The organism is Arthrobacter globiformis, assembly GCF_030815865.1.
GTDB classification, from domain to species: Bacteria; Actinomycetota; Actinomycetes; order Actinomycetales; family Micrococcaceae; genus Arthrobacter; species Arthrobacter globiformis_B.
The window spans coordinates 440498-461358 of the sequence record NZ_JAUSXI010000001.1; the positions used below are offsets into that span (position 1 = coordinate 440498).

The following is a 20861-nucleotide window of genomic DNA, read 5'->3' on the forward strand; positions in this document are numbered from 1 at the left end:
ACAGCCGGGCCTTCCCCTTTACGCGGACCATTTCCCTAGGAGATCCAATGACGAATCACGTGTCCAGGCGCAACATCCTTCGGCTTGGGGCGGCCGCGGCCGCCCTGCCCTGGCTGCCATCGCTCGCCTCGGCAGCCGCAACGGCCGCGGAGGGCCCCATGACCACTGCACTTGCCGCAGCGGCGGCGGCCGTCCGTCCCTTCAAGCTCTCCGATGTCAGCCTGGGCCCGGGCGTGTTCGCCCGGAAGCGCGAGCTGATCCTGAACTTCGCCCGCGGGTACGACGAGCGGCGCTACCTCAACGTCTTCCGTGCCAACGCCGGCCTGCGGCCGCTTGACGGGGTGGTTCCGCTCCCGGCGGGAGGCTGGGAAGGGCTCGACGGCGAGGCGAACGGCAACCTGCGCGGCCACTTCACCGGCCATCACATGTCCATGCTCGCCCAGGCCTATGCGGGCACGGGGGAGGAGGCCTTCGGAACGAAGCTGCGGAATCTGGTGACGTCCCTGCACGAATGCCGGCAGGCGCTCTCCCAGGAACCCTCCATCCAGGCCGTTGCCGGACGTTTGGCCGGGACCGCCGTCGACATAGCTAGGGGTTCCTACGTCTACGGCCACCTGCCCGCAGGGTCCGTCGACGGGCTGACGGGCATGACCTTCGCTGCGTGGGTGCGCCCCGCGGCGGCGGCAAACTGGGCCCGGATCTTCGACTTCGGCAACGACACCAAAACGTACGCCTTCCTCGCCCAGCGCGACGGCGCCGGGCTGCCGCGGTTCGCCATCACCCGGAACTTTGCCGGGGGTGAGCAGACAATCGTGGGCTCCGCCCCGCTGCCGGTCAACGAGTGGAGCCACGTTGCGGTCACCCTGGACGGCCGCACCGGAGCGCTCTACGTCAACGGCCGGCAGGCCGGCCAGAACACCGCCATGACCCTGACGCCCGCACAGCTCGGAAGCCTGGCAAACGTGTGGCTCGGCCGGTCGCAGTACAACGACCCCACCTTTGCCGGTGCCTACCAGGACGTGAACATCTGGTCCGCCGCGCTGACCGCAGGGCAGATCGCAGAGCTGGCGGCAGCCCGCGCGTCGGGCACCTCGGCCGGGAACGGCGACGTCGCCTCCCTGGCCTGCGGCGAAACCGGCGGCTCCGTGCTGGCCGATTCCTCCGGCAAGGGCCGGCACGCCACGGTCCGGCGCACGTGGGGCCTGCCCAGCCACCCCGGCTTCCTTGCAGCGTACCCGGAGACCCAGTTCATCGAACTGGAGAGCAGGACCACGCCGGACTACTTCCGCGTCTGGGCCCCCTACTACACGGCGCACAAGATCCTGAAGGGCCTCCTTGACGCCTACACGGCAACGGGGGAGCCGAAGGCGCTGGATCTGGCAACGGGGCTCTGCGACTGGATGCACTCCCGGCTGAGCAAACTCAGCCCGGCAGTACGCCAGCGCATGTGGGGAATCTTCTCCAGCGGCGAATACGGCGGCGTCGTGGAGGCCATCCTGGAGACCTATGGGCACTCGGGCAAGCCGGAGCACCTGGAGCTCGCCAAGTACTTCGACCTCGACTCCCTCATCGATGCGTGCGCCCAGAACAAGGACATCCTCGCGGGCCTGCACGCCAACCAGCACATCCCGATCTTCACCGGGCTGGTCCTGATGTACAACGCCACCGGCGAGGAGCGGTACCTCACCGCGGCCCGCAATTTCTGGACCCTGGTGGTGCCAACCCGCATGTTCAGCATCGGCGGGACCAGCCAGGGCGAGTTTTGGAAGGAGCGCGAGAAGATCGCGGCCACCCTGAACGCGACCGACGCCGAGAGCTGCTGCGCCTACAACATGCTCAAGCTGTCCCGCGAACTGTTCTTCAAGGACCAGAATCCCGCGTACATGGACTACTACGAGCGGGCGCTCTTCAACCAGGTCCTCGGCTCCAAGCAGGACCAGGAAAACGCCGAAATGCCGCTGGCCACCTACTTCATCGGCCTGCAGCCGGGCGCCGTCCGCGACTTCACTCCCAAGCAGGGCACCACGTGCTGCGAGGGCACCGGCCTCGAATCGGCAACGAAGTACCAGAATTCCGTCTACTTCACCGCCGACGACGGCAGCGCGCTCTACGTCAACCTTTACATTCCGTCGACGCTCCGCTGGGCCGCGAAGAACGTCACGGTCACGCAGAGGACCTCCTACCCCTTCGAACAGCGGACAACGCTGCAGATTGCGGGATCCGGGCAGTTCGAGCTCCGGCTGCGCGTTCCGGCGTGGGCGACGGCCGGCTTCACGGTCCGGGTCAACGGTGCGCCTGTTGATGCGGCGGCCACGCCCGGCACCTACCTGGGCATTGACAGGGCATGGAAGAGCGGGGACAGCGTGGACGTGGAGATGCCGTTCGTCCTCCGTGCAGAGCGGGCCCTGGACGATCCCACGGTCCAGACCCTCATGTACGGTCCGGTGCACCTCGTGGCCCGCGACGCCCGGACCACCCTGCTGCCGTTCAGCCTCTACGGAGCAGCCCGACTCAGCGGTGATCTGGCCCCGGCTCTCCAGCCGGTGGCGGGCAAGCCCCTGCACTTCACCCTGGGAGGAGTGGAGCTTGCCCCGTTCCTCGAAGGAACCGAGGACGCCTTCCACTCGTACTTCCGGCGCGCCGAGGCCTCCGTGGTGTTCGGTGGCGTGGAGTCCGGTGTGGCCAACCCGGAGCGAGCAGACAAGACCACGCTCCTGGACGACGTCTGGCAGTCGGCACCGTTCGCCAACAAGCCGGAGCTTCTCCGGCGCGTCACCCAGGTGACGGACGCCTGGGTTGCCGAGGGCTCCCTCACCCGCCCCGACGCGGACCGCATCTCCAAGGCGGCCCAGCAGGCGGCCTACGGCACTCCGGAGGGCGAGATCGACGACCTTCAGGAGATTGCAGATGCCGCGCTGGCAGCCGGCAGGATCACGGCTGAAACCTCCGACATGCTCGGCGCCCGGTTGAAATCGGCCAACAAGGCGCTCGCCCAGAAGACCACGGCCAAGGCCGTGCACTATCTCGAGCAGTACATTGACGGCGCCACCCGCAGCGTTCCTGACCAGGCCCTGCAAAGCCTCCTGGTCAGCGGCGGTCAGGCGCTGGTGGTCCGGCTGACCGCCTAAGCCGGCCAGTCCGACGTCGTCCCTTCCCGATTGCTTCATTCCCGCCATTCCAAGCAGCGGCTTCGGCCGCCCGAACGAAAGTGCCTCAATGTTTCCTACCTCCTCACGGGCCCGCACGGGCCCGGCGCTGATTGCCGCGGCTGCGCTGGCGCTCGGCGGGCTGGCCGCCGCAGCACCGGCCCATGCCGCCGTCGACGACGGCCTGGTCCTCAAATACAACCTGACGGAAACCGCCGGGACCGTGGCGGAAGACAGCTCCGGCAACGGCCGCAACGGCGTGATCAGCGGTGACGCCACCACGCTGGGCAGCGAAGGGCTGCAGCTCGGCGGGACAAACGGCCACGTCCGCCTGCCCAACGACGTCATGCGCGGGCTCAACTCCATCACCGTCTCCACGGACGTGAAGCTCGCGGCCGACCAGGGCGCCCCCTACTTCATCTGGGGGATGGGCAACACCACCAACGGCACCGGCAACGGCTACCTCTTCACCACCGGCAACGCGTACCGGACGTCCATCGCCAGCGGCAACTGGTCAACTGAGCAGACCCTCAGCGCCAACCGGGACCTGGCGCGCGGGGCCTGGAAGACCATCACCTACACGCTCAGCGGCGGTACCGCCGTGCTCTACGAGGACGGCACCGAGGTCGCCCGGAAGACCGGCGTCACCATCACCCCCGGGAGCATTGGGGGAGGAACGACGGCGGCGAACTACCTCGGGCGGTCCGTCTACAGCGGCGACAAGTACCTCAAAGGCCAGGTCCGCGACTTCCGCATCTACAACCGCGCCCTCTCGGCCGACGAGGTGCGGGAGCTCGGTTATGTTTCCCCCGAGCAGCGGGTTGCCCTCGACCTGCAGGGCCTGTCGCTGGGGGACACCTCCGCGGTGACCACTAATTTGAAGCTGCCCACAACCGGGCCCAACGGCTCGGCCTACGCCTGGTCCTCCTCGGATCCGGCCACCGTGTCCGCACAGGGAGCCGTGACCCGGCCGGCCCACGGAACCGGAGATGCGACGGTGACGCTGACCGCCACTGCTACCTCAGGGGAGGCATCGGCGTCGAAATCCTTTACCGTCACGGTGCCGGAGGACATCAGCGACGAGCAGAAGGTCGCTGAGGCAGCCGCAGCCCTGAATGTGTGGGACGCGGATGCGGTCCGCGGGAACATCACCCTGCCGACCGCGGGGCTGTACGGCACCAAGGTGGCATGGGAGTCGAGCGATACCGCGGCGATCGCGGCCACGGGTGAGGTTACGCGGCCGGCCTACGGCACTGCTCCGGCGAAGCTCAACCTGCACGCCACTGTGTCCCTTGGCAAGACCAAGGACAGGAAGAAGTTCCGCGTCACGGTGCTGCCGCTGCCCAAGGCCGAGGCCAAGGAAGGCTACGCGTTCGCGTACTTCACGGGCAACGACCTTGCCGGCGAGAACATCTACATGGCCGCCAGCCGCGGCAACGACGCGCTCAAGTGGGACGAATTGAACGGCGGGAAGCCGGTCCTCAAGTCCGGCCTGGGCACCAAGGGCCTGCGCGATCCGTTCATCATCCGTTCCCCGGAGGGCGACAAGTTCTACATGATCGCCACCGACCTCTCCATCGGCAGCGGCACCAGCTGGGACTCCTCCCAGCGCCAGGGCAGCCAGTACATCGAGGTCTGGGAATCGACCGACCTGGTGAACTGGTCCGGGCAGCGGCACGTGAAGGTTTCGCCGGACACCGCGGGGAACACCTGGGCTCCGGAAGCGCACTACGACGAGAAGATCGGCGCCTACGTTGTTTACTGGGCCTCCAAGATCTACGCCGACGACGACCCCAACCACACCGGCGGCACCTACAACAAGATGATGTACTCCACCACCCGGGACTTCCGGACCTTCACCGAAGCCAAGGTGTGGAACGACCCCGGCAACTCGGTGATCGACTCCACCGTCATCAAGGAGGGCGACACGTACTACCGGTTCACCAAGGACGAGGGCCAGGTCTCCGGCTGCCTGGACATCATGCAGGAAAAGTCGAGCGACCTGCTGGCCATCGACCTGCCCGCCACGAACCCGCGCAACTGGACGCTGATGGGCAACTGCATCGGCAAAAAGGCCGGAACCGGCGGCGTGGAAGGGCCCACCATCTTCAAGTCGAACACAGAGGAGAAGTACTACCTGTTCGTCGACGAGTTCGGCGGCCGCGGCTATATCCCGCTGGAAAGCACCAGCCTCGAAAACCCGAACTGGAAGCTCTCCACCAACTACGAACTGCCGCGGGCTCCGCGCCACGGCACGGTCCTGCCCGTCACCAAGACGGAGCTGGAGCGGCTGCACACGCAGCTGTGATGTAGTTCTGGTTCGCTAAAGCCAGGGGGCTCCGCCGGTACCGGCGGAGCCCCCTGGTCTTTACGTTTTTATCTCTTGCCGTACTTCTTGTGAATGCTGGCGTCTGCCGGGTCATCAACCGGTTGACCAGTCGGGAATAATGGGTGGGGACTGGGCTGGGGCCCACCATCCCCCAAAATTGTTGAGATCGTTCTGGAGAAATACATGGATAGCACCGGCATGATGGCCCTGTTCCTGGCCGGGTCTGACAGCCTGGCCACAAGCGCCCTGCCCCAGGCTCCGACTGTTGCCGAGAACTCGACGCCCCGATCGGCTGCCTGGAACACGTTCCGGGGCCGGACCGCCAGCGTCCTGCACCGCCTTGCTTGGGCCGTTGAGCCGAAGGCGCCCGGTAGCCGCTGACTTCGGGGTACGCGTCGAACCGGAGTTGGGCCAAGCCTAGAATCCTTCTAGTGATTCCTGCCCGCTCGCACACATCGGAGTTTCAATGATCCGCAAGGCCCTTCCCGGTGACGCTGCTGCCCTGGCTGACTTGGCGGCGGCCACTTTCCCGCTCGCTTGCCCGCCGGGCTCCTCGCCGGAGGACATCCAGCTCCACCTCAGGCGGACGCTCAGCGAGGACAGGTTCAGGGAATACCTCGCGGACAGCAACATAGCCATCCTGGTGCTTGAGCAGGGCGGCCGGCTTGACGGGTACACCCTGCTCGTCGACCGGCAGTCAACGGACCCCGACGTGCTCCGCGCCCTGGACGCGCAGCGGTCCGTCGAACTGAGCAAGTGCTACGTGCACCCGGACCACCACGGACGGGGCGCAGCCACCACCCTGATGCGGGCCTCTTTGGACTGGGCAGCAGAGCAGGGAGCGGCCACCGTCTGGCTGGGAGTCAACAGTCAGAACGCCAGGGCCATCCGCTTCTACGAGAAATCAGGCTTCGCCAAGGTGGGGACCAAGTCATTCACCTTGGGCGACTCGGTGGAGAATGACTTCATCCTGGAGTACGCCCTCCCGGGGAAGGGCTGACGACGGCGCTCCCCGGTTGCGTCCGCCTCCTCGGGAAGGAGGCCAAAAGTTGCTGCCGCAAGGTCAGACGGCTGCTGCGGACCACCACAATCACTGCGAGCAATCCGGTCAGCAGGACGACGGCGCCGCCTACCGCCACTGACCAGCGGGCGCCGAAGGTGCTGCCGAGCCAGCCCATGAGCGGGGCCCCCAAGGCAGTCCCGCCCTGCAGGGTTGCCAGATAAAGGGCAAGCACTCGTCCCCGGAATGGTGGCTCCACTGAGAGCTGGATGCTCGTATTGCAACTGTTCAGGAAGGTAATCGATGCGAGGCCCACCGGGACCAGAATGGCGGCGTACAGCCAGAACGACGGCGAGACGCTGCCCACCAACGTAAAGAAGCCGAGGCCCAGCGCTCCGCCAAGCAGGAAACGCAGCCGCGGGCGCGACCTGCGGGCGGCCAGCAGCGCGCCCGCCAGTGTCCCTACGGCCATGATGGAGCCCAGGAGTCCGAATTCACCGGGGCCCATTCCGAATTCCGCCGTGGCCATCAGGGCGTTGGTGATGGGGAAGTTCATGCCGAAGGCCCCCAGGATGCCCACCAGGACGAGGATCAGCACCAGATCAGGACGCCGGCGCACATAGCCCAGTCCTTCGGCAACCTGGTGTTTGCTGCGGATAGCCGGTGCGGCCGGGACTAGCTCCGATGCGCGGATCCGGGCCAGCGAGATCAGGACGGCGGCAAAGCTGGCGGCGTTGAGCAGGAAAACGGGGCCGGTGCCAACCCAGGCAATGAGCACGCCTGCGATCGCTGGTCCTGTGAGCCGGGCGGTGTTGAAGGAGGCGGAGTTGAGGGACACTGCATTGGCGATATGGTCCTGTCCCACGAGTTCGGAGACGAAGGACTGCCGCGCCGGCCCGTCGATGGCGCTTGCCAGCCCAAGGCAGAGGGCGGCTGCGTACACCTGCCACAGTTGCGCCGCGCCGGTCACCACCAGGAGCCCGACGACCAGCCCGCACAGGCCCATTGCCGTCTGCGTCCACAGCAGGATCACGCGTTTCCGGTGCCGGTCAGCGAGCACTCCTGCATAGGGGCCAAGCAGCAGCATGGGCAGGAACTGCAGGGCCGTGGTGATTCCGACCGCCGTTCCGGAATGGTCCGTGAGCACGGTCAGGACCAGCCAGTCCTGCGCGACCCTCTGCATCCAGGTGCCGATGTTGGACACCAGGGCACCGCCGGCCCACAACCGGTAGTTGGGGTTCTGCAATGCCCGGAAGGTGGCGCTCATCGGGCGCTCATCTCCTGCATGATCTGCGCGGCGCGGCTCAGGGTCAGCCGGTCCTCCGGGCTCAGGCCGGCCACCCGTTGGGCCAGCCAGGCGGTGCGCTGTTCCCGCGCCTCTTCCAGGACGTCCACACCGGCAGGGGTGATAGCTACCTGAATCTGGCGGCCGTCCTCCGGATGCGCTGACCGGGACACAAACCTTTGCTCCGCAAGGGCGTTCACGATCCGGGTCATCGAAGGCGCCTGCACGTGCTCCCGTGCCGCCAATTCCCGGGGTGTGCGCGGGCCGTCACTGTGGAGCTGGGCCAGCACCGTGTACTGGCCGGGGGTGATGACCTCGCCGGTTGCTTCGACCCGGAGCCGGCGGGAAGTCCGCATCACGGCGGTCCGAAGGTCGATTGCCAGCATGTCCGGCCGGATGGATTGCGGGGTTTCTTGGTGTGCCGCTTCGGTCGCAGGCATTGAGGAAGTGCGCCTCCTGATAGTTAGCAACGCTAATTAGCTTCTCTAACCATCATCCCCCGAGTGTCCCCGCGAGGCAACCGATACCCAGGCGAATGTGACCTATTTCCCCTTCGGCGCCGCGGTGCTCTGGCGAATTACGAGTTCAGTGGGCACCAGGGTGACGCCGGGTTCGGTCGTGTTGGTGCGGATCTGTTGCAGGACGTTGTCCACACACTGGTTGCCGACGTCGGCGAAGTTCTGGTGGACCGTTGTCAGTGGGGGAGCGTAGGAGGAGGCCTCGGGGACGTCATCGAACCCGACGAGGCTGACGTCCTCGGGGACGGATTTTCCCTTCTCGCGGAAGGCGCGGAGGAGGCCGAGGGCCATGTGGTCGTTGGCGGCGAAGACGGCGGTGCAGCCGGGTTCGTCGGCGAGCCGGAGGCCGGCGGTGTAGCCGGAGTCCGCTGACCAGTCGCCGCGGAGCACCGGCGGCACTGGTTTGCCTGCGGCGGTGAGGGTGGTGCGCCAGGCGGCGGCGCGGCGTTCGCTGGCGAAGGATTCTTCAGGGCCGGCGACATGCCAAACGGTTTCGTGGCCCAAATCCAAAAGGTGGCTGACGGCTTTCTGGGCGCCGTCGGCCTGGTCGGTGTCCACCACGCTGTACTGCTCGCCGGCGTCGGAATCGACGACGACCACCTTCACCCCCGGGGGCAGCGTAACTGTCGCTGCGTCCAGGAGGTGGACCTCCATGATGGCGATCACGGCGTCGACGGCGAGTTCGCCCATGCGGGAGAACGCGCCCTGGATCCCTGCCTGGGTTGGGGCTGTGACCGGGATCAGCGTGATGGCGAAGTCCTGCCGGGCGGCGTGCAGCGCGATGGCCTCCAGAGTGCGCATGTTCCCGAGCGAGGACAGCGAGAAGGTGATCACGCCGATGGTCCGGAAGCTGCCGCGCTTGAGCGCCCGGGCCGCGCTGTTCGGCCGGTATCCCAGCTCGTTCATCGCCGCAATGACCTGGCGCCGCGTGCTTTCGATGACGTCCGGGCTCCCGTTGGACACGCGGGAAACAGTTTGGGAGGAGACTCCAGCGAGCTTGGCGACGTCGGCCATGGACACTTGCGGCTTGCGCCGCAGCGCCGCGCCTGCGGCGCCCTGTGCAGCGGACAGATTGTGGACCGGGGGTTGACCGGGTTCGTGCTCCATGTCACCATCGTACCAATCATGTTTGCGCAAACACTAACAAAACCTCACATTGATGTTTACGCAAACAGAACATCTTCCGTCACCCGTCACGTGACGCAGCCCTACAGAGGACCTTTCATGACAATGACGTCCCCGCAAGTCACGGTGCCTGCCGGAGCGGCAGCCCCGGCCGGCCGCACGAGCCGCCGTGCCAGCCGCCGTTCCTGGGCCGGTTGGCTGTTCATCGGCCCCTTCATGGCGGTGTTCGCCCTGGTTTTCCTGGCCCCGATCGCCTATTCCATCTACCTGAGCGTATTCCGCAACCAGCTCATCGGCGGCACCGCGTTCGTGGGCCTGGACAACTACGCCCGGGCCTTGGGAGACGCGCAGTTCTGGTCAGCGCTGGGGCGGGTTTCGCTGTTCCTGGCAGTCCAGGTTCCGGTCATGCTGTTCATCGCCCTCGTTGTGGCCCTCGCCCTGGACAGCGGCCGGCTCTACGGAAGGTCGTTCTTCCGGATCTCGATCTTCCTGCCCTATGCGGTGCCGGCAGTCGTCGCCACCCTCATGTGGGGCTTCATGTACGGCACCCGGTTCGGCCTGGTGGGAAACATCAACCAAGCCTTCGGCCTCAACCTGCCCAGCCCGCTCTCCTCGGAACTGGTGCTCGCCTCCATCGGAAACATCGTCACGTGGGAGTTCATCGGCTACAACATGCTGATCTTCTACTCCGCGCTGACCGTCATCCCCAAGTCGCTCTATGAGGCTTCCGAGATCGACGGCGCCGGCCAGTTGAGGGTCATAACCGCCATCAAACTGCCCGCAATCCGCGGCGCCATTGTGGTGGCCAGCATCTTCTCCGTGATCGGCAGCTTCCAGCTCTTCAACGAGCCCAGCATCCTCAAGAGCCTCTCACCCAACACCATTTCGACCTACTTCACGCCCAACCTGTACGCCTTCTCCCTGTCGTTCTCCGGGCAGCAGTACAACTACTCCGCCACGGTGGCGATCATCATGGGGCTGATCACCATGGCCATTGCCTATGCCGTCCAGGTCCGCGGCATGCGAAAGGAGCGCTGACCATGAGCGTTCAGACAGCTTCCCGTCCCCGCAGCGCCGGCACAGGCACGTCGTCTCCGACCCGCTTACGCACCACACGTCTGCGGTCGCCGCGCACAGCACGGCGTTCGCGCCGCAGCGTGGCTCTGACTCTCCTGATGGGGCTTGTCCTGCTGTACAGTCTGGCCCCGCTGTTCTGGCTGCTGGTTAACGCCACCAAAACCCAGGACGGCCTCCTCAACTCCTTCGGCCTGTGGTTCGGCGGCGATTTTGCCCTCTGGGACAACATCGCCCGGACAGCAACTTACGACGGCGGGATCTTCCTTCGCTGGTTCGCCAACACGGTCCTCTACGTCGTTCTCGGCGCCGGCGGTGCCACGTTCCTGGCCGTCCTCGGCGGCTACGCGCTGGCGAAGTTCGACTTCCCGGGCCGGAAGGCCGTGTTCGCCGTCGTCATCGGCGCGGTGGCCATCCCCGGCACTGCCCTCGCCGTTCCCACCTTCCTCATGTTCAGCCAGATGGGCCTCACCAACACCCCCTGGGCCGTGATCATCCCTTCGCTCATCTCGCCCTTCGGCCTGTACCTCATGTGGACCTTCGCCTCCGAGGCCATTCCCACCGAGATCATGGAGTCCGCCCGGATCGACGGCGCCAGCGAGGCACGCACGTTCTTCCAGGTCTGCCTGCCGCTGCTGACTCCGGGCATCGTCACCGTGCTGCTCTTCACCATGGTGGCCACCTGGAACAACTACTTCCTGCCACTGATCATGCTGAAGAACCCGGACTGGTACCCCCTCACCCTGGGCCTGAATGCCTGGAACGCGCAGGCCGCCACCGCTGGCGGGGAAGCCATCTTCAACCTCGTCATCACAGGCTCCCTGCTCACCATCCTGCCGCTGATCGCAGCGTTCCTGCTGCTCCAGAGCTACTGGCAGTCCGGCCTGTCCGCCGGAAGCGTCAAAGAATAATCCCCGTCCCGTCCCACCCTCACCAACAACGCAGTTAGAAGGAAGACATGATCAAGACCCTGACCCGCCGCGGCCTGCTGCAAAGCTCCGCTGTCGCCGCCGCACTCGCCCTGGGGCTCACCGCCTGCGGAGGCGGCGGCAACGCGGCGCCGCAGCAGACGGTCAACAGCGACGCAGTCGAAGCGGCCCTCCAGAAGGGCGGCAAGCTGACGGTGTGGGCCTGGGACCAGTCGTTGAAGAAGGTCGCCGAGGGCTTCGAGGCCAAGTATCCGAATGTGGACGTCAACCTTGTCAATGCGGGTACTGGCAACGACCAGTACACCGCGCTCCAGAACGCGGTCTCCGCCGGCTCCGGTGTGCCCGACGTCGCACAGATCGAGTACTACGCACTCCCGCAGTTTGCCCTCAGCAAGTCACTGGCAGACCTTGGCCAGTTCGGTGCTGCTGACCTCGACGGCACCTTCACGGCCGGCCCGTGGTCCTCGGTGCAGGCACAAGGCGGCGTGTACGGCCTTCCCATGGACTCCGGCCCCATGGCCCTGTTCTACAACAAAGAACTGTTCGACAAGCACGGCATCGCGGTGCCCACCACCTGGGATGAGTTCCTCGAGGCCGGACGCGCGCTGAAAAAGGCTGACCCCAAGGCCTACATCGCCAACGACACCGGCGATGCGGGGTTCACCACCAGCATGATCTGGCAGGCCGGCGGCAAGCCCTACCAGGTGGACGGCACCAACGTCGGCGTGAACTTCTCCGACGAAGGGTCCACCAAGTTCGCCGAGACCTGGCAAAAGCTCATCGATGAGGACCTCCTGGCCCCCATCAGCTCCTGGAGCGACGAGTGGTACAAGGGCCTCGGCAACGGAACCATCGCCACCCTGTCCACCGGCGCCTGGATGCCGGGCAACCTCGTCTCCGGCGTCGGCGACGGCGCTGGCAAATGGCGGGTCGCCCCTCTGCCGCAGTGGGAAAAGGGTGCCACCAGCAGCTCCGAAAACGGCGGCAGCTCCCTGGCCATCCCCGCCGCCAGCAGCCAGGCCGCGCTGGCGTACGGCTTCCTGAAGTACTCCAACGTGGAGGAAGGCGTCCAGGCCCGGATCGACGGCGGGGCGTTCCCGGCCACCTCAAAGGACCTCGCGTCGGAGAAATTCCAGAACACCCAGTTCAAGTACTTCGGCGGCCAGAAAGCCAACCAGATCTTCGCCGAGTCAGCGAAGAACGTTCCCGCCGGCTGGTCCTACCTGCCCTTCCAGGTCTACGCCAACAGCATCTTCAACGACACCGCCGGCCAGGCCTACGTCTCCGGCACCAAGCTCAAGGACGGCCTGACCGCTTGGCAGAAAGCCTCGGTCAAGTACGGCACCGAGCAGGGCTTCACGGTCAAGGAATAACAGGCCGTAAGTAACCCGGCCCCTCCTCCGCGGACGCGCCAACCCGGCGCGTCCGCGGCCACCTAATCACACGGCCCCCCAGCTTCGCGGCCACCCAAACTTCGCGGCCGCTCAGGCGCGCCCTACCCCAACGCACCCAAAATAGGAGATCCATGTCCCTCGCCACCAACCACCGCTGGCTGCGCTGGCCGTCCCCGGACACCAGGCGACTGGCCTTCGGCGCCGACTACAACCCGGAGCAGTGGCCCCGCGAGGTCTGGGCCGAGGATGTCCGCCTCATGCAGGAGGCCGGAGTCAACATCGTCTCTTTGGCGATCTTCTCCTGGGCCCGGCTCCAGCCAACGCGGGACACCTGGGACTTTTCCTGGCTCGACGACATCATGGACCTGCTGCACGCCAACGGCATCGCCGTGGACCTCGCCACCGCCACCGCCTCCCCGCCGCCGTGGCTGGCAGCCGAACACCCGGAAATCCTGCCGGTCACCCAGAACGGCGAAACCCTCTGGCCCGGCGGCCGGCAGCACTGGCGGCCCACGTCGCTGGTGTTCCGCGAGCACGCGCTGGCGCTCGTGCGCACCATGGCCGAGCGGTACAAGGACCACCCCGCCGTCTGCGCCTGGCACGTTTCCAACGAACTCGGCTGCCACAACATCTACGACTATTCCGACGACGCAGCGGCCGCGTTCCGCCGCTGGCTGCAGGGCCGCTACGGCACGCTTGAGGAGCTGAACACCGCCTGGGGGACCGACTTCTGGTCCCAGCGCTACGCGGACTGGAACCACATCTTCCCGCCGCGCAAGGCAGCGTCTTACCCGAACCCCACGCAGCAGTTGGACTTCAAGCGCTTCTCCTCGGACTCGCTGCGGGACTACCTCCGCGCCGAACGCGACATCCTCAACAGCATCACCCCAGACATCCCGGTCACCACCAATTTCATGGTGATGGGGGAGACCAAGGGAATGGACTACGCCGCGTGGGCAGCCGACGTCGACTTCGTCTCCAACGACCACTACGTGGTCCCGGGCCCGCAGGACCATGACGAGCTGTCCTTCTCCGCGAACCTGACCGGCAATATCGCCGGCGGCAACCCCTGGTTCCTCATGGAGCACTCCACCAGCGCCGTCAACTGGCAGCCCGTGAACACACCCAAGAAGCCCGGGGCTCTCGCCCGGGACTCGCTTACCCATGTGGCGCACGGGGCAGATGCGGTCTGCTTCTTCCAATGGCGGCAGTCCCGCGCCGGAGCGGAAAAATACCACTCCGCGATGGTTTCGCACGCCGGCAGCAACAGCAGGCTCTTCCGCGACGTCACCGCCCTGGGCCGGACGTTGGGCGAACTCTCGGCGATCACAGGCAGCCGCCGTGAGCCCGCAAAGGCTGCAATCCTCTTCGACTGGGACTCCTGGTGGGCCAGCGAGCTGGACTCCCATCCGAGCGACCGGCTCCGCTACCGGCAGGAGGCGCTCGACTGGTACTCGGCGTTCCTGGCCAGCGGCATCCGCGCCGACGTCCTCCCAGTGGCGGCTTCGGTGGACGGCTACCAACTGGTCATCGCGCCGGTCCTGCACGTGGTGCCGGCGGAGCTGCGTTCACGCCTGAATAGCTTCGTCGAGGCAGGCGGGCACCTCGTGACCACGTACTTCTCGGGCATCGTGGACCAGCACGACCACGTGTGGCTCGGCGGGTATCCCGGCGCCCTCAGCGATCTGCTGGGTATCCGGGTGGAAGAGTTCGGGCCGCTGGCCCCCGGAGAAGAGGCCACGCTCGACGACAGGTCAACCGGCACTTTGTGGGCGGACTCGGTGGCCCCTACCTCCGGGGACACGAAGGTCCTGCGCCGGTTCACCTCCGGTGACCGGGCAGGCGAACCCGCCGTGACCCGGCGCAGCGTAGGCAACGGATCCGCCGGCTACGTGGCGACGCGACTCGGACCCGACGGCCTGGTCCCGGTCCTGCGGGAATTCGCCGGCCTGGCCGGCGTCGAGTCTGAACTGCCCGCGGAACTCCGTGGCGCCGTCGAACTCGCCGTCCGCACGGGGGAGGACGGGCGCTTCCTTTTCCTGATCAACCGCACTGACCAGGCCGTGGACATCTCGGCGGTCCCCGGAGCTGTCCTCGCGGACACGAGCCCGGCCGAACGTGCCGCCAAACTGGCCGCCCGCGGCGTGGCCGTTCTCAAAACCCCCAAATAAGAAACAGCTCAGCTAAAGCAGCAGTCCCCAGAGATCAGCAGCATCACCGCACCGAAGGGAATTCAATGACGAACAGATCCAGACGGCCCTGGGCCGTGACCGCCGCCGGCGTCACCGCGGCGGTTCTCTCCGCAGGGCTCGTGGCCGGACCCGCGCTCGCAGCACCGGCACCGGTCAAGGCAGCCGATGAAACCGTGCCGGCAGGCGCCGTGACCGTGCGGCCGGACCCGTCCTACCAGGGCGAGTCCTTCGAAGGGTGGGGCACCAGCCTGGTCTGGTTTGCCAATGCCACCGGTGACTATCCGGACGAAGTCCGCAACAAGCTCGCGGACATGGTCTTCGGCGACGACGGGCTGAACCTCAACATCGCGCGGTACAACGTCGGCGGCGGCAACGCCCCCGACGTGAAGAACTACCTCCGGGCCGGCGGCGCCGTCGAGGGCTGGTGGAATGCCCCCACGGGCACCACGCGGGCGGACAAGGACTGGTGGGATTCGGCGAATCCGGAGCACTGGAATCTCGACGCCGACCAGACGCAGCGCTGGTGGGTGGACCGGATCAAGAACGACATCACGCACTGGGAAGCCTTTAGCAACTCCCCGCCGTGGTTCCAGACGGTCAGCGGCTACGTTTCGGGCGGCTTCAACTCCTCGCAGGACCAGCTGCGGACCGAGAGCGTTGACGATTTCTCCTCCTATCTGGTGGGCGTCGTCAAGCAGCTTGAAAAGGCCCACGGCATCAAGATCGACACGATCGATCCCATGAACGAACCAAACACGCCGTACTGGGGAACCAGCCTGAACTCGGCGGGCCAGCCCGTCGGTGGCCGCCAGGAAGGCGCCCACATGGGCCCCGAACTGCAGCAGAAGGTGGTCCAGTCGCTGGCCAAGGCCCTGGCCAGTGCGGACACCGGCGCCGTCATCAGCGCCATGGACGAGACCAACCCCTCGACGTTCGCCAACAACTGGAACAGCTATTCCGCCGAAGCCAAGGCGAACGTGGCCCAGCTCAACGTCCACACCTACGGGACCGGACAGCGGACAGCCGTCAGGGACATCGCCAAGGGCGAGGACAAGCCCCTCTGGATGAGCGAAACCGGCGGCTCGTGGATGGACGGTCAGAACTTCACGAGCATGCAGCCCGGCCTTGGCTTGGCCCAGCACATGGTCAACGACCTCCGCGAGCTGGAGCCCGAGGCCTGGGTGTTCTGGCAGCCCGTTGAGGACTACAACAACATGAAGCCGGGCGGCGAAAGCGCAATCGGCTCCAACTGGGGCGAGATCCAGCTGCCCTTCGACTGCGCCGCCGGGGACACCCTCGAAAGCTGCCCGATCTACACGAACACCAAGTTCAACACTGCGCGGAACTTCACACACTTCATCAAGCCCGGGGACCGCCTGGTCAAGGTGGATGACCTGAACAGCGCGGCCGCAGTCTCGGACTCCGGCGCCACCGTGGTGCATGTCAACGACAGCAAGCAGCAGCGCCCCGTGGCACTGGACCTCTCCGGATTCGGAGCCGTCCAAGGAAACGCCACCGTGACCCCGGTGACTTCCGACGCGTCCGGCGCGCTCGTGGAGGGTGAGCCGGTCGCCGTCGGAAAGGACCGCAAGGCGGTCCTCACGGTACCGGCCGAGTCCGTCACGACGTTCCTCGTCGACGGTGTGCACGGTGTGGCCAAGGACGCCGCCCTCGTGCAGGCGGACCACGTCTACAGCCTCAAGGGCGTCGAAAGCGGCAAGTCCTTTGCGCAGGGAACCGGCAGCACTGCCGTTATCCGTTCCGGCGCCGGCGCTGACAAGCTGTGGAACATCCGCCGCCTCAGCGGTGAGAACAGCAGCCGTGCCCGCTACGCGATTGAAACGGCCGACGGCGGGCGGCAGCTCGCCGTCGTCGACAGAACGCCCCAGCTGGTGCCGGTGGAGGCTACGCCAGCTGACGCCTCGCAGTGGACGATGTCCACCACCGGCGACGGCACGTACACGTTCGTCAACGCGGCAACCGGCCGGCTTCTCGAGGTGGGCGGGCATGCCACAGCGGACGGGTCGCCGGTGACGTTGTGGACCGCCAACTCCGGTGAGAACCAGCGCTGGCGGGTTATCGATGAGACCGTCCAGGGGTTCCAGAATGTCGCGGCCTTTACTGTGCCCGGGACTGCTCCGCAGCTGCCCGCCACGGTGGTGCCCGTCTACCGCGACAGCGCCCGTGGCGAACTGCCGGTGACCTGGACGATGCCGCCCGAGAGCCGGTGGAGCAAGCCGGGAACCGTTGACGTGCGCGGAACGGCGACGGACGTCCTGGGTGCTGCCCATCCGGTGACGGCCAAAGTCACCGTCGACACGCTCGTGTCGACGCTACCGGCGCGTGCCAAGACCTACGTTGGCGGAACGCCCGCGCTGCCTGCCACGGTGACCGCGGTGACTGCCGGCGGCAGCAAGGTGGAGCGGCCGGTGGTCTGGGACGCGGCTCCCGCGTTCGCCGAAACCGGCGTGGCCACGGTTGCGGGCACGGCCGACGCCGCCGACGGCCGGACGCTGCCGGCCACCGTGCGCGTGCAGGTCACGGCGGGAACGGCCGACAACGTGGCCGACGACGGCGGTGCCACGTTCAGCGCCTCGTTCACGGAGCCGGGCTACGGCACGGCCGGACTGGGCAACGGCAACCTGACGGACAAGGCCTGGTCCAACTGGAAATCGGGCACCAAGAACACCACGGATACCCTGTCTGTCTCCCTGGCACAGCAGAAGACGGTGACCGGCGTGAAGGTTCACTTCTACCGCGACGGATCCACGGACAGCTACGCCCAGAGCCTGCAGGTGCAGACCAAGGCGGCCGACGGCACGTGGAAGAACGCCGGTGCTGCGGCGCAGGTCCCCGGCGGCAGCCCTGCTCCGGTGGTGACGGTTCCGGTGGCCAACGTGGACACCAAGGATGTGCGCGTGGTGCTCACTGCCCGCATGAACACCCACATGACGATCAGTGAGGTCCAGGTTCTGGCCTCGGCTCCGGGCCAGTCCTCCGACGCCGCCGCGGCCGGGATCTCCGTCAACGGCCAGCCGCTGGCCGGCTTCGACCCGGACGTCACCTTTTATCGGGCGGCTTCGCAGGGGCCGCACCAGGAGGTCACGGCCACTGCCGCTGACCCGTACGCGACGGTCACAGTGCAACCGGCTGACAAGCAGACGGGAACCGCCGTGGTCACCGTTCGGAGCGAAGACGGAAGCCAGACCCGGAACTACGAGGTCACCTTCGGTCGCTAGGTTCTGGCTTGCAGCATTGCACCGGATGCGTCCCACGGGCGCACCCGGTGCCATCTGCCGTTAAGCCGGCCTGCCCGTAAACCGGCTTGCCCGTAAACCGGCTTGCCCGTAAACCGGCCTATGCCGTGAGGGCCGCCCCAAAGCCGGTGGGGTCCGCGAGGAACCGGGCGAATCCCAGTTCGGCCGCGCCGATCATCATGAGGTTGGACCCCAGCGCCGCGGGGTGCACCTTGACCTGGGCGGCCGGGCCGTCCATGGCCTGGGACAGCAGCAGGTCATCGAGGGTGGCCGGCGAGATGGCGTAGAGCACCCCCAGGAAACCGTCGAGGATGATCACCTCCGGGTTAAAGGTATTGACGGCATTCCGCAACGCGATGGCCAGGAAGCCGAGCTGCCGGGATACTTCCTCTGCCACGGCAGGGCTGCTTGACGCGCGGAGGGCCTGTTCCAGCTGGGCCGTGTCTCCGCCGCTGAGGCCCAGCAGTTCGAAGAGCCGTCCCTGGGACACCTCGGTCTCCAGGCAGCCGGTGGCGCCGCAATGGCACTGTTCGCCGGACGTACGGACGAAGGTGTGGCCAAGTTCCCCGGCATAGCCGGACGCTCCGCGGAGCAGCATGCCGTTGGAAATGATCCCGCCGCCGACGCCGCTGGCCCCGCCGTTGAGGTAGATGAGGTTGTCCCGCCCGGCGCCGGCCCCGAAGATCAGCTCCGCCTCGGCGGCGAGTGAGGCGTCGTTGGCGGCCTGGCAGGCGTAGCCTGTGGCCTCGCCCAGCATCCGGGCCACTGGCTCATCCCGCCAGCCGAGGTGCGGCGCATGGCGGACCGTTCCGTCGTCGGGGTTTACCAGGCCGGGCACCGCCACACCGATGCCGGTGATCCGGTAGGAGTGCTCCAGCTCTGTGCGCATTCCCTCGATCACGGCGGCGGCGATATTGACCGCTTCCCGTGCACTGGGAATCCGTTCGGTGGCGAACCGGATCTTCTTCTGGACAATGCCGCCGAGGTTGACCAGCCCGATGGTGACCGCGTCGATCTCCGGGTAGACCGCGAGCGCCGCGATGGAAGGGCTCGGGCGCACCTCGGGGCTCGGCCGGCCCACCTGGGCCCCGCCCGTTGGCGCGGTCTCGTAGACCAGACCGAGCGCAACTAATTGGCCGATCAGGGTTCCGACCGTTGACCTGTTGAGCCCGGTCCTTTTCGTCAGCTGCGCACGGCTGAGGACACGGTGGTGGTGGACCAGGGACGTGATCAGGGCCAGGTTGTTCCGCCGGGAGGGGTCCAGCTCGCTGGGCGGGGCGGTCGGGGCGGCCCGTTGGCGAGGGGCAGGCATCATCGGAACAGTATCAGCTGCCGAAAACCTTGGTGTCGAGGAAGTCGTTGCGGAACTTTCCCTCCGGATCGAGGCGGTCCGCGAGGGCCTTGAAGTCTGCGAAGCGGGGGTAGAGCGGCGCAAGCCGGGAGGCTCCGCCGTCGAACAGCTTGCCCCAGTGCGGACGGGCGCCCAACGGCGCCAGCTCCGCCTCGATCACCGGAAGTACTGCCTCGACGGCGGGCTGGTCCTGCCGCCAGGTGAGGTGCAGGCCAATGCTGTCGGTTCCGTAGTTGGGGCTCAGCCAGAGGCTGTCCGCGGCCATGGTGCGGATTTCCGAGACCAGCAGCAGCGGAGTCACCAGGTGGGACAGCTTGCGCATGGCTTGGATGGCGTCCACGGCGTGCTCGCGGGGGACCAGGTACTCGCTCTGCAGCTCGTCGCCCTTGCTCGGAGTGAATTCCATTCGGAAGTGGGCCAGCCTGTCCGACCACGGGCCGGGGACGCCCAACTGCTGCGTGCAGGTGGTTCCGGGCACTCCGGCGATGGGATGCCTCGGTTCTTTGGCGGGGGTGCCGCCGAAGAAGCCGTTCCGCAGCGGCGGTGCTGATTCATCCTCCGTCCGGGACTTCAGCCAGGCCTGGCCGATCCGGCCGCCGCTCCAGTCGGTGAACAGGCTGACGCTGTACGCGGAGGAGGTGACGTCGTCGAAATTCTCCAGCACCTGGTCCCACTCAAGGTCCTCGAACACCGTCTGTGAGAGCCGGAACGTCGGTTCGATGTCCAGCGTCAGGCTGCTGACGATGCCCAGGGCGCCGAGTCCCACCACCATGCCGTCAAAGTCGGGTTCCCCGCGGCGAGAGGTGAGGATCCCGCCGTCGGCGGTCACCAGCTCAAGACCGGCGACGGCGGTGGCCAGGTTGCCGTTGCGGTCGCCGGAGCCGTGGGTTGCGGTGGCGACGGCCCCGGCCACGGAGATGTGGGGAAGGGAAGCCAAATTGTGCAGCGCATAGCCCTGGCGCTGTAGCTCGGCTGCCAGGGTCCCGTAACGGGTGCCGCCGCTCACGGTCACCGTCATCTTGGCTGGGTCTACCTGGATGGCCGGCTCGAGGTGCTCGAGCGAGACCAGAGTGCCGGTGGTGTCGGCGATGCGGTTGAAGGAATGCCGCGAACCGAGCGCACGAAGTTTCTGGGCGCCGGCCACCAGGCCCTGAAGTTCCGCCACCGTCGCCGGTTCCTGCACCTCGGCGGCGGCGTACCTGAGGTTGCCGGCCCAGTTGTGCCCCACGGTGTGCAGCTCAGTTCCTGCTTCGCTAACCAT

14 protein-coding genes are annotated in these 20861 nt (G+C 66.8%); 9 read left to right on the forward strand and 5 right to left on the reverse strand.

What is annotated here, in order from left to right:
• The first annotated feature begins 47 nt into the window (after positions 1-47).
• From QFZ33_RS02065 to QFZ33_RS02080, 4 genes are all read left to right on the forward strand, one after another.
• Positions 48-3128, forward strand: coding sequence for a beta-L-arabinofuranosidase domain-containing protein (locus QFZ33_RS02065; RefSeq protein WP_307024410.1), 3081 nt, complete (start codon positions 48-50; stop codon positions 3126-3128).
• Between the two features lie 88 nt (positions 3129-3216).
• Positions 3217-5454 carry an immunoglobulin-like domain-containing protein gene (locus tag QFZ33_RS02070; RefSeq protein WP_307024412.1) on the forward strand — a complete coding sequence of 746 codons (2238 nt, stop codon included), beginning with the start codon at positions 3217-3219 and terminating at the stop codon, positions 5452-5454.
• A gap of 204 nt (positions 5455-5658) precedes the next feature.
• The gene (locus QFZ33_RS02075; RefSeq protein WP_307024414.1) at positions 5659-5856 is read left to right on the forward strand and encodes a hypothetical protein; all 198 of its coding nucleotides are present in this window, start codon (positions 5659-5661) and stop codon (positions 5854-5856) included.
• An 85-nt stretch (positions 5857-5941) separates the two neighbouring features.
• On the forward strand, positions 5942-6475 hold the full coding sequence (locus QFZ33_RS02080) for a GNAT family N-acetyltransferase (protein ID WP_307024417.1): 534 nt from the start codon (positions 5942-5944) through the stop codon (positions 6473-6475).
• Here QFZ33_RS02080 and QFZ33_RS02085 read toward each other — a convergent pair.
• The 3 genes from QFZ33_RS02085 to QFZ33_RS02095 all read right to left on the reverse strand — a co-directional run bounded on the left by QFZ33_RS02085 (position 6441) and on the right by QFZ33_RS02095 (position 9385).
• Positions 6441-7742: an MFS transporter gene (locus QFZ33_RS02085; RefSeq protein WP_307024419.1), complete on the reverse strand. Its 1302-nt coding sequence runs from the start codon at positions 7740-7742 to the stop codon at positions 6441-6443. The two genes, QFZ33_RS02080 and QFZ33_RS02085, sit on opposite strands and share 35 nt — an antisense overlap.
• Positions 7739-8200, reverse strand: coding sequence for a MarR family winged helix-turn-helix transcriptional regulator (locus QFZ33_RS02090; RefSeq protein WP_307024421.1), 462 nt, complete (start codon positions 8198-8200; stop codon positions 7739-7741). Before QFZ33_RS02090 ends, QFZ33_RS02085 begins: the two co-directional genes overlap by 4 nt.
• A 102-nt stretch (positions 8201-8302) precedes the next feature.
• Positions 8303-9385, reverse strand: coding sequence for a LacI family DNA-binding transcriptional regulator (locus QFZ33_RS02095; RefSeq protein ID WP_307024423.1), 1083 nt, complete (start codon positions 9383-9385; stop codon positions 8303-8305).
• 123 nt (positions 9386-9508) lie between these two features.
• Between QFZ33_RS02095 and QFZ33_RS02100 the strand changes: the two genes are divergently transcribed.
• The 5 genes from QFZ33_RS02100 (at position 9509) to QFZ33_RS02120 (ending at position 18231) form a co-directional block, all read left to right on the forward strand.
• Positions 9509-10441, forward strand: a complete 933-nt coding sequence (locus tag QFZ33_RS02100) for a carbohydrate ABC transporter permease (protein WP_307031609.1) — start codon at positions 9509-9511, stop codon at positions 10439-10441.
• A gap of 2 nt (positions 10442-10443) precedes the next feature.
• Entirely contained in the window at positions 10444-11388 is a 945-nt protein-coding gene (locus QFZ33_RS02105; RefSeq protein ID WP_373427226.1) for a carbohydrate ABC transporter permease, read from the forward strand.
• A gap of 47 nt (positions 11389-11435) precedes the next feature.
• The gene (locus QFZ33_RS02110; RefSeq protein WP_307024426.1) at positions 11436-12779 is read left to right on the forward strand and encodes an ABC transporter substrate-binding protein; all 1344 of its coding nucleotides are present in this window, start codon (positions 11436-11438) and stop codon (positions 12777-12779) included.
• A 152-nt stretch (positions 12780-12931) separates the two neighbouring features.
• Positions 12932-14971 (forward strand): beta-galactosidase, encoded by a 2040-nt coding sequence (locus QFZ33_RS02115; protein WP_307024428.1) that lies wholly within the window; start codon positions 12932-12934, stop codon positions 14969-14971.
• 65 nt (positions 14972-15036) lie between these two features.
• A complete protein-coding gene (locus QFZ33_RS02120; RefSeq protein ID WP_307024430.1) occupies positions 15037-18231 on the forward strand; it encodes an Ig-like domain-containing protein in 3195 nt (1064 codons plus the stop codon).
• A gap of 118 nt (positions 18232-18349) precedes the next feature.
• Here QFZ33_RS02120 and QFZ33_RS02125 read toward each other — a convergent pair whose 3' ends face one another.
• Together QFZ33_RS02125 and QFZ33_RS02130 are read right to left on the reverse strand one after the other, a co-directional pair.
• Positions 18350-19564, reverse strand: a complete 1215-nt coding sequence (locus tag QFZ33_RS02125; RefSeq protein WP_307024432.1) for an ROK family transcriptional regulator — start codon at positions 19562-19564, stop codon at positions 18350-18352.
• 10 nt (positions 19565-19574) lie between these two features.
• Entirely contained in the window at positions 19575-20861 is a 1287-nt protein-coding gene (locus QFZ33_RS02130) for an FAD-binding protein (RefSeq protein WP_307024435.1), read from the reverse strand.

Excerpts from the sequence above, each read along its gene's own strand:
- QFZ33_RS02105 (WP_373427226.1), top strand. The coding sequence starts at position 10,444 with ATGAGCGTTCAGACAGCTTCCCGTCCCCGCAGCGCCGGCACAGGCACG.
- QFZ33_RS02090 (WP_307024421.1), bottom strand. The coding sequence starts at position 8,200 with ATGCCTGCGACCGAAGCGGCACACCAAGAAACCCCGCAATCCATCCGG.
- QFZ33_RS02080 (WP_307024417.1), top strand. The coding sequence starts at position 5,942 with ATGATCCGCAAGGCCCTTCCCGGTGACGCTGCTGCCCTGGCTGACTTG.
- QFZ33_RS02065 (WP_307024410.1), top strand. The coding sequence starts at position 48 with ATGACGAATCACGTGTCCAGGCGCAACATCCTTCGGCTTGGGGCGGCC.
- QFZ33_RS02115 (WP_307024428.1), top strand. The coding sequence starts at position 12,932 with ATGTCCCTCGCCACCAACCACCGCTGGCTGCGCTGGCCGTCCCCGGAC.
- QFZ33_RS02120 (WP_307024430.1), top strand. The coding sequence starts at position 15,037 with ATGACGAACAGATCCAGACGGCCCTGGGCCGTGACCGCCGCCGGCGTC.
- QFZ33_RS02125 (WP_307024432.1), bottom strand. The coding sequence starts at position 19,564 with ATGATGCCTGCCCCTCGCCAACGGGCCGCCCCGACCGCCCCGCCCAGC.
- QFZ33_RS02095 (WP_307024423.1), bottom strand. The coding sequence starts at position 9,385 with ATGGAGCACGAACCCGGTCAACCCCCGGTCCACAATCTGTCCGCTGCA.
- QFZ33_RS02110 (WP_307024426.1), top strand. The coding sequence starts at position 11,436 with ATGATCAAGACCCTGACCCGCCGCGGCCTGCTGCAAAGCTCCGCTGTC.
- QFZ33_RS02130 (WP_307024435.1), bottom strand. The coding sequence starts at position 20,861 with ATGGTTAGCGAAGCAGGAACTGAGCTGCACACCGTGGGGCACAACTGG.
- QFZ33_RS02100 (WP_307031609.1), top strand. The coding sequence starts at position 9,509 with ATGACGTCCCCGCAAGTCACGGTGCCTGCCGGAGCGGCAGCCCCGGCC.
- QFZ33_RS02075 (WP_307024414.1), top strand. The coding sequence starts at position 5,659 with ATGGATAGCACCGGCATGATGGCCCTGTTCCTGGCCGGGTCTGACAGC.
- QFZ33_RS02070 (WP_307024412.1), top strand. The coding sequence starts at position 3,217 with ATGTTTCCTACCTCCTCACGGGCCCGCACGGGCCCGGCGCTGATTGCC.
- QFZ33_RS02085 (WP_307024419.1), bottom strand. The coding sequence starts at position 7,742 with ATGAGCGCCACCTTCCGGGCATTGCAGAACCCCAACTACCGGTTGTGG.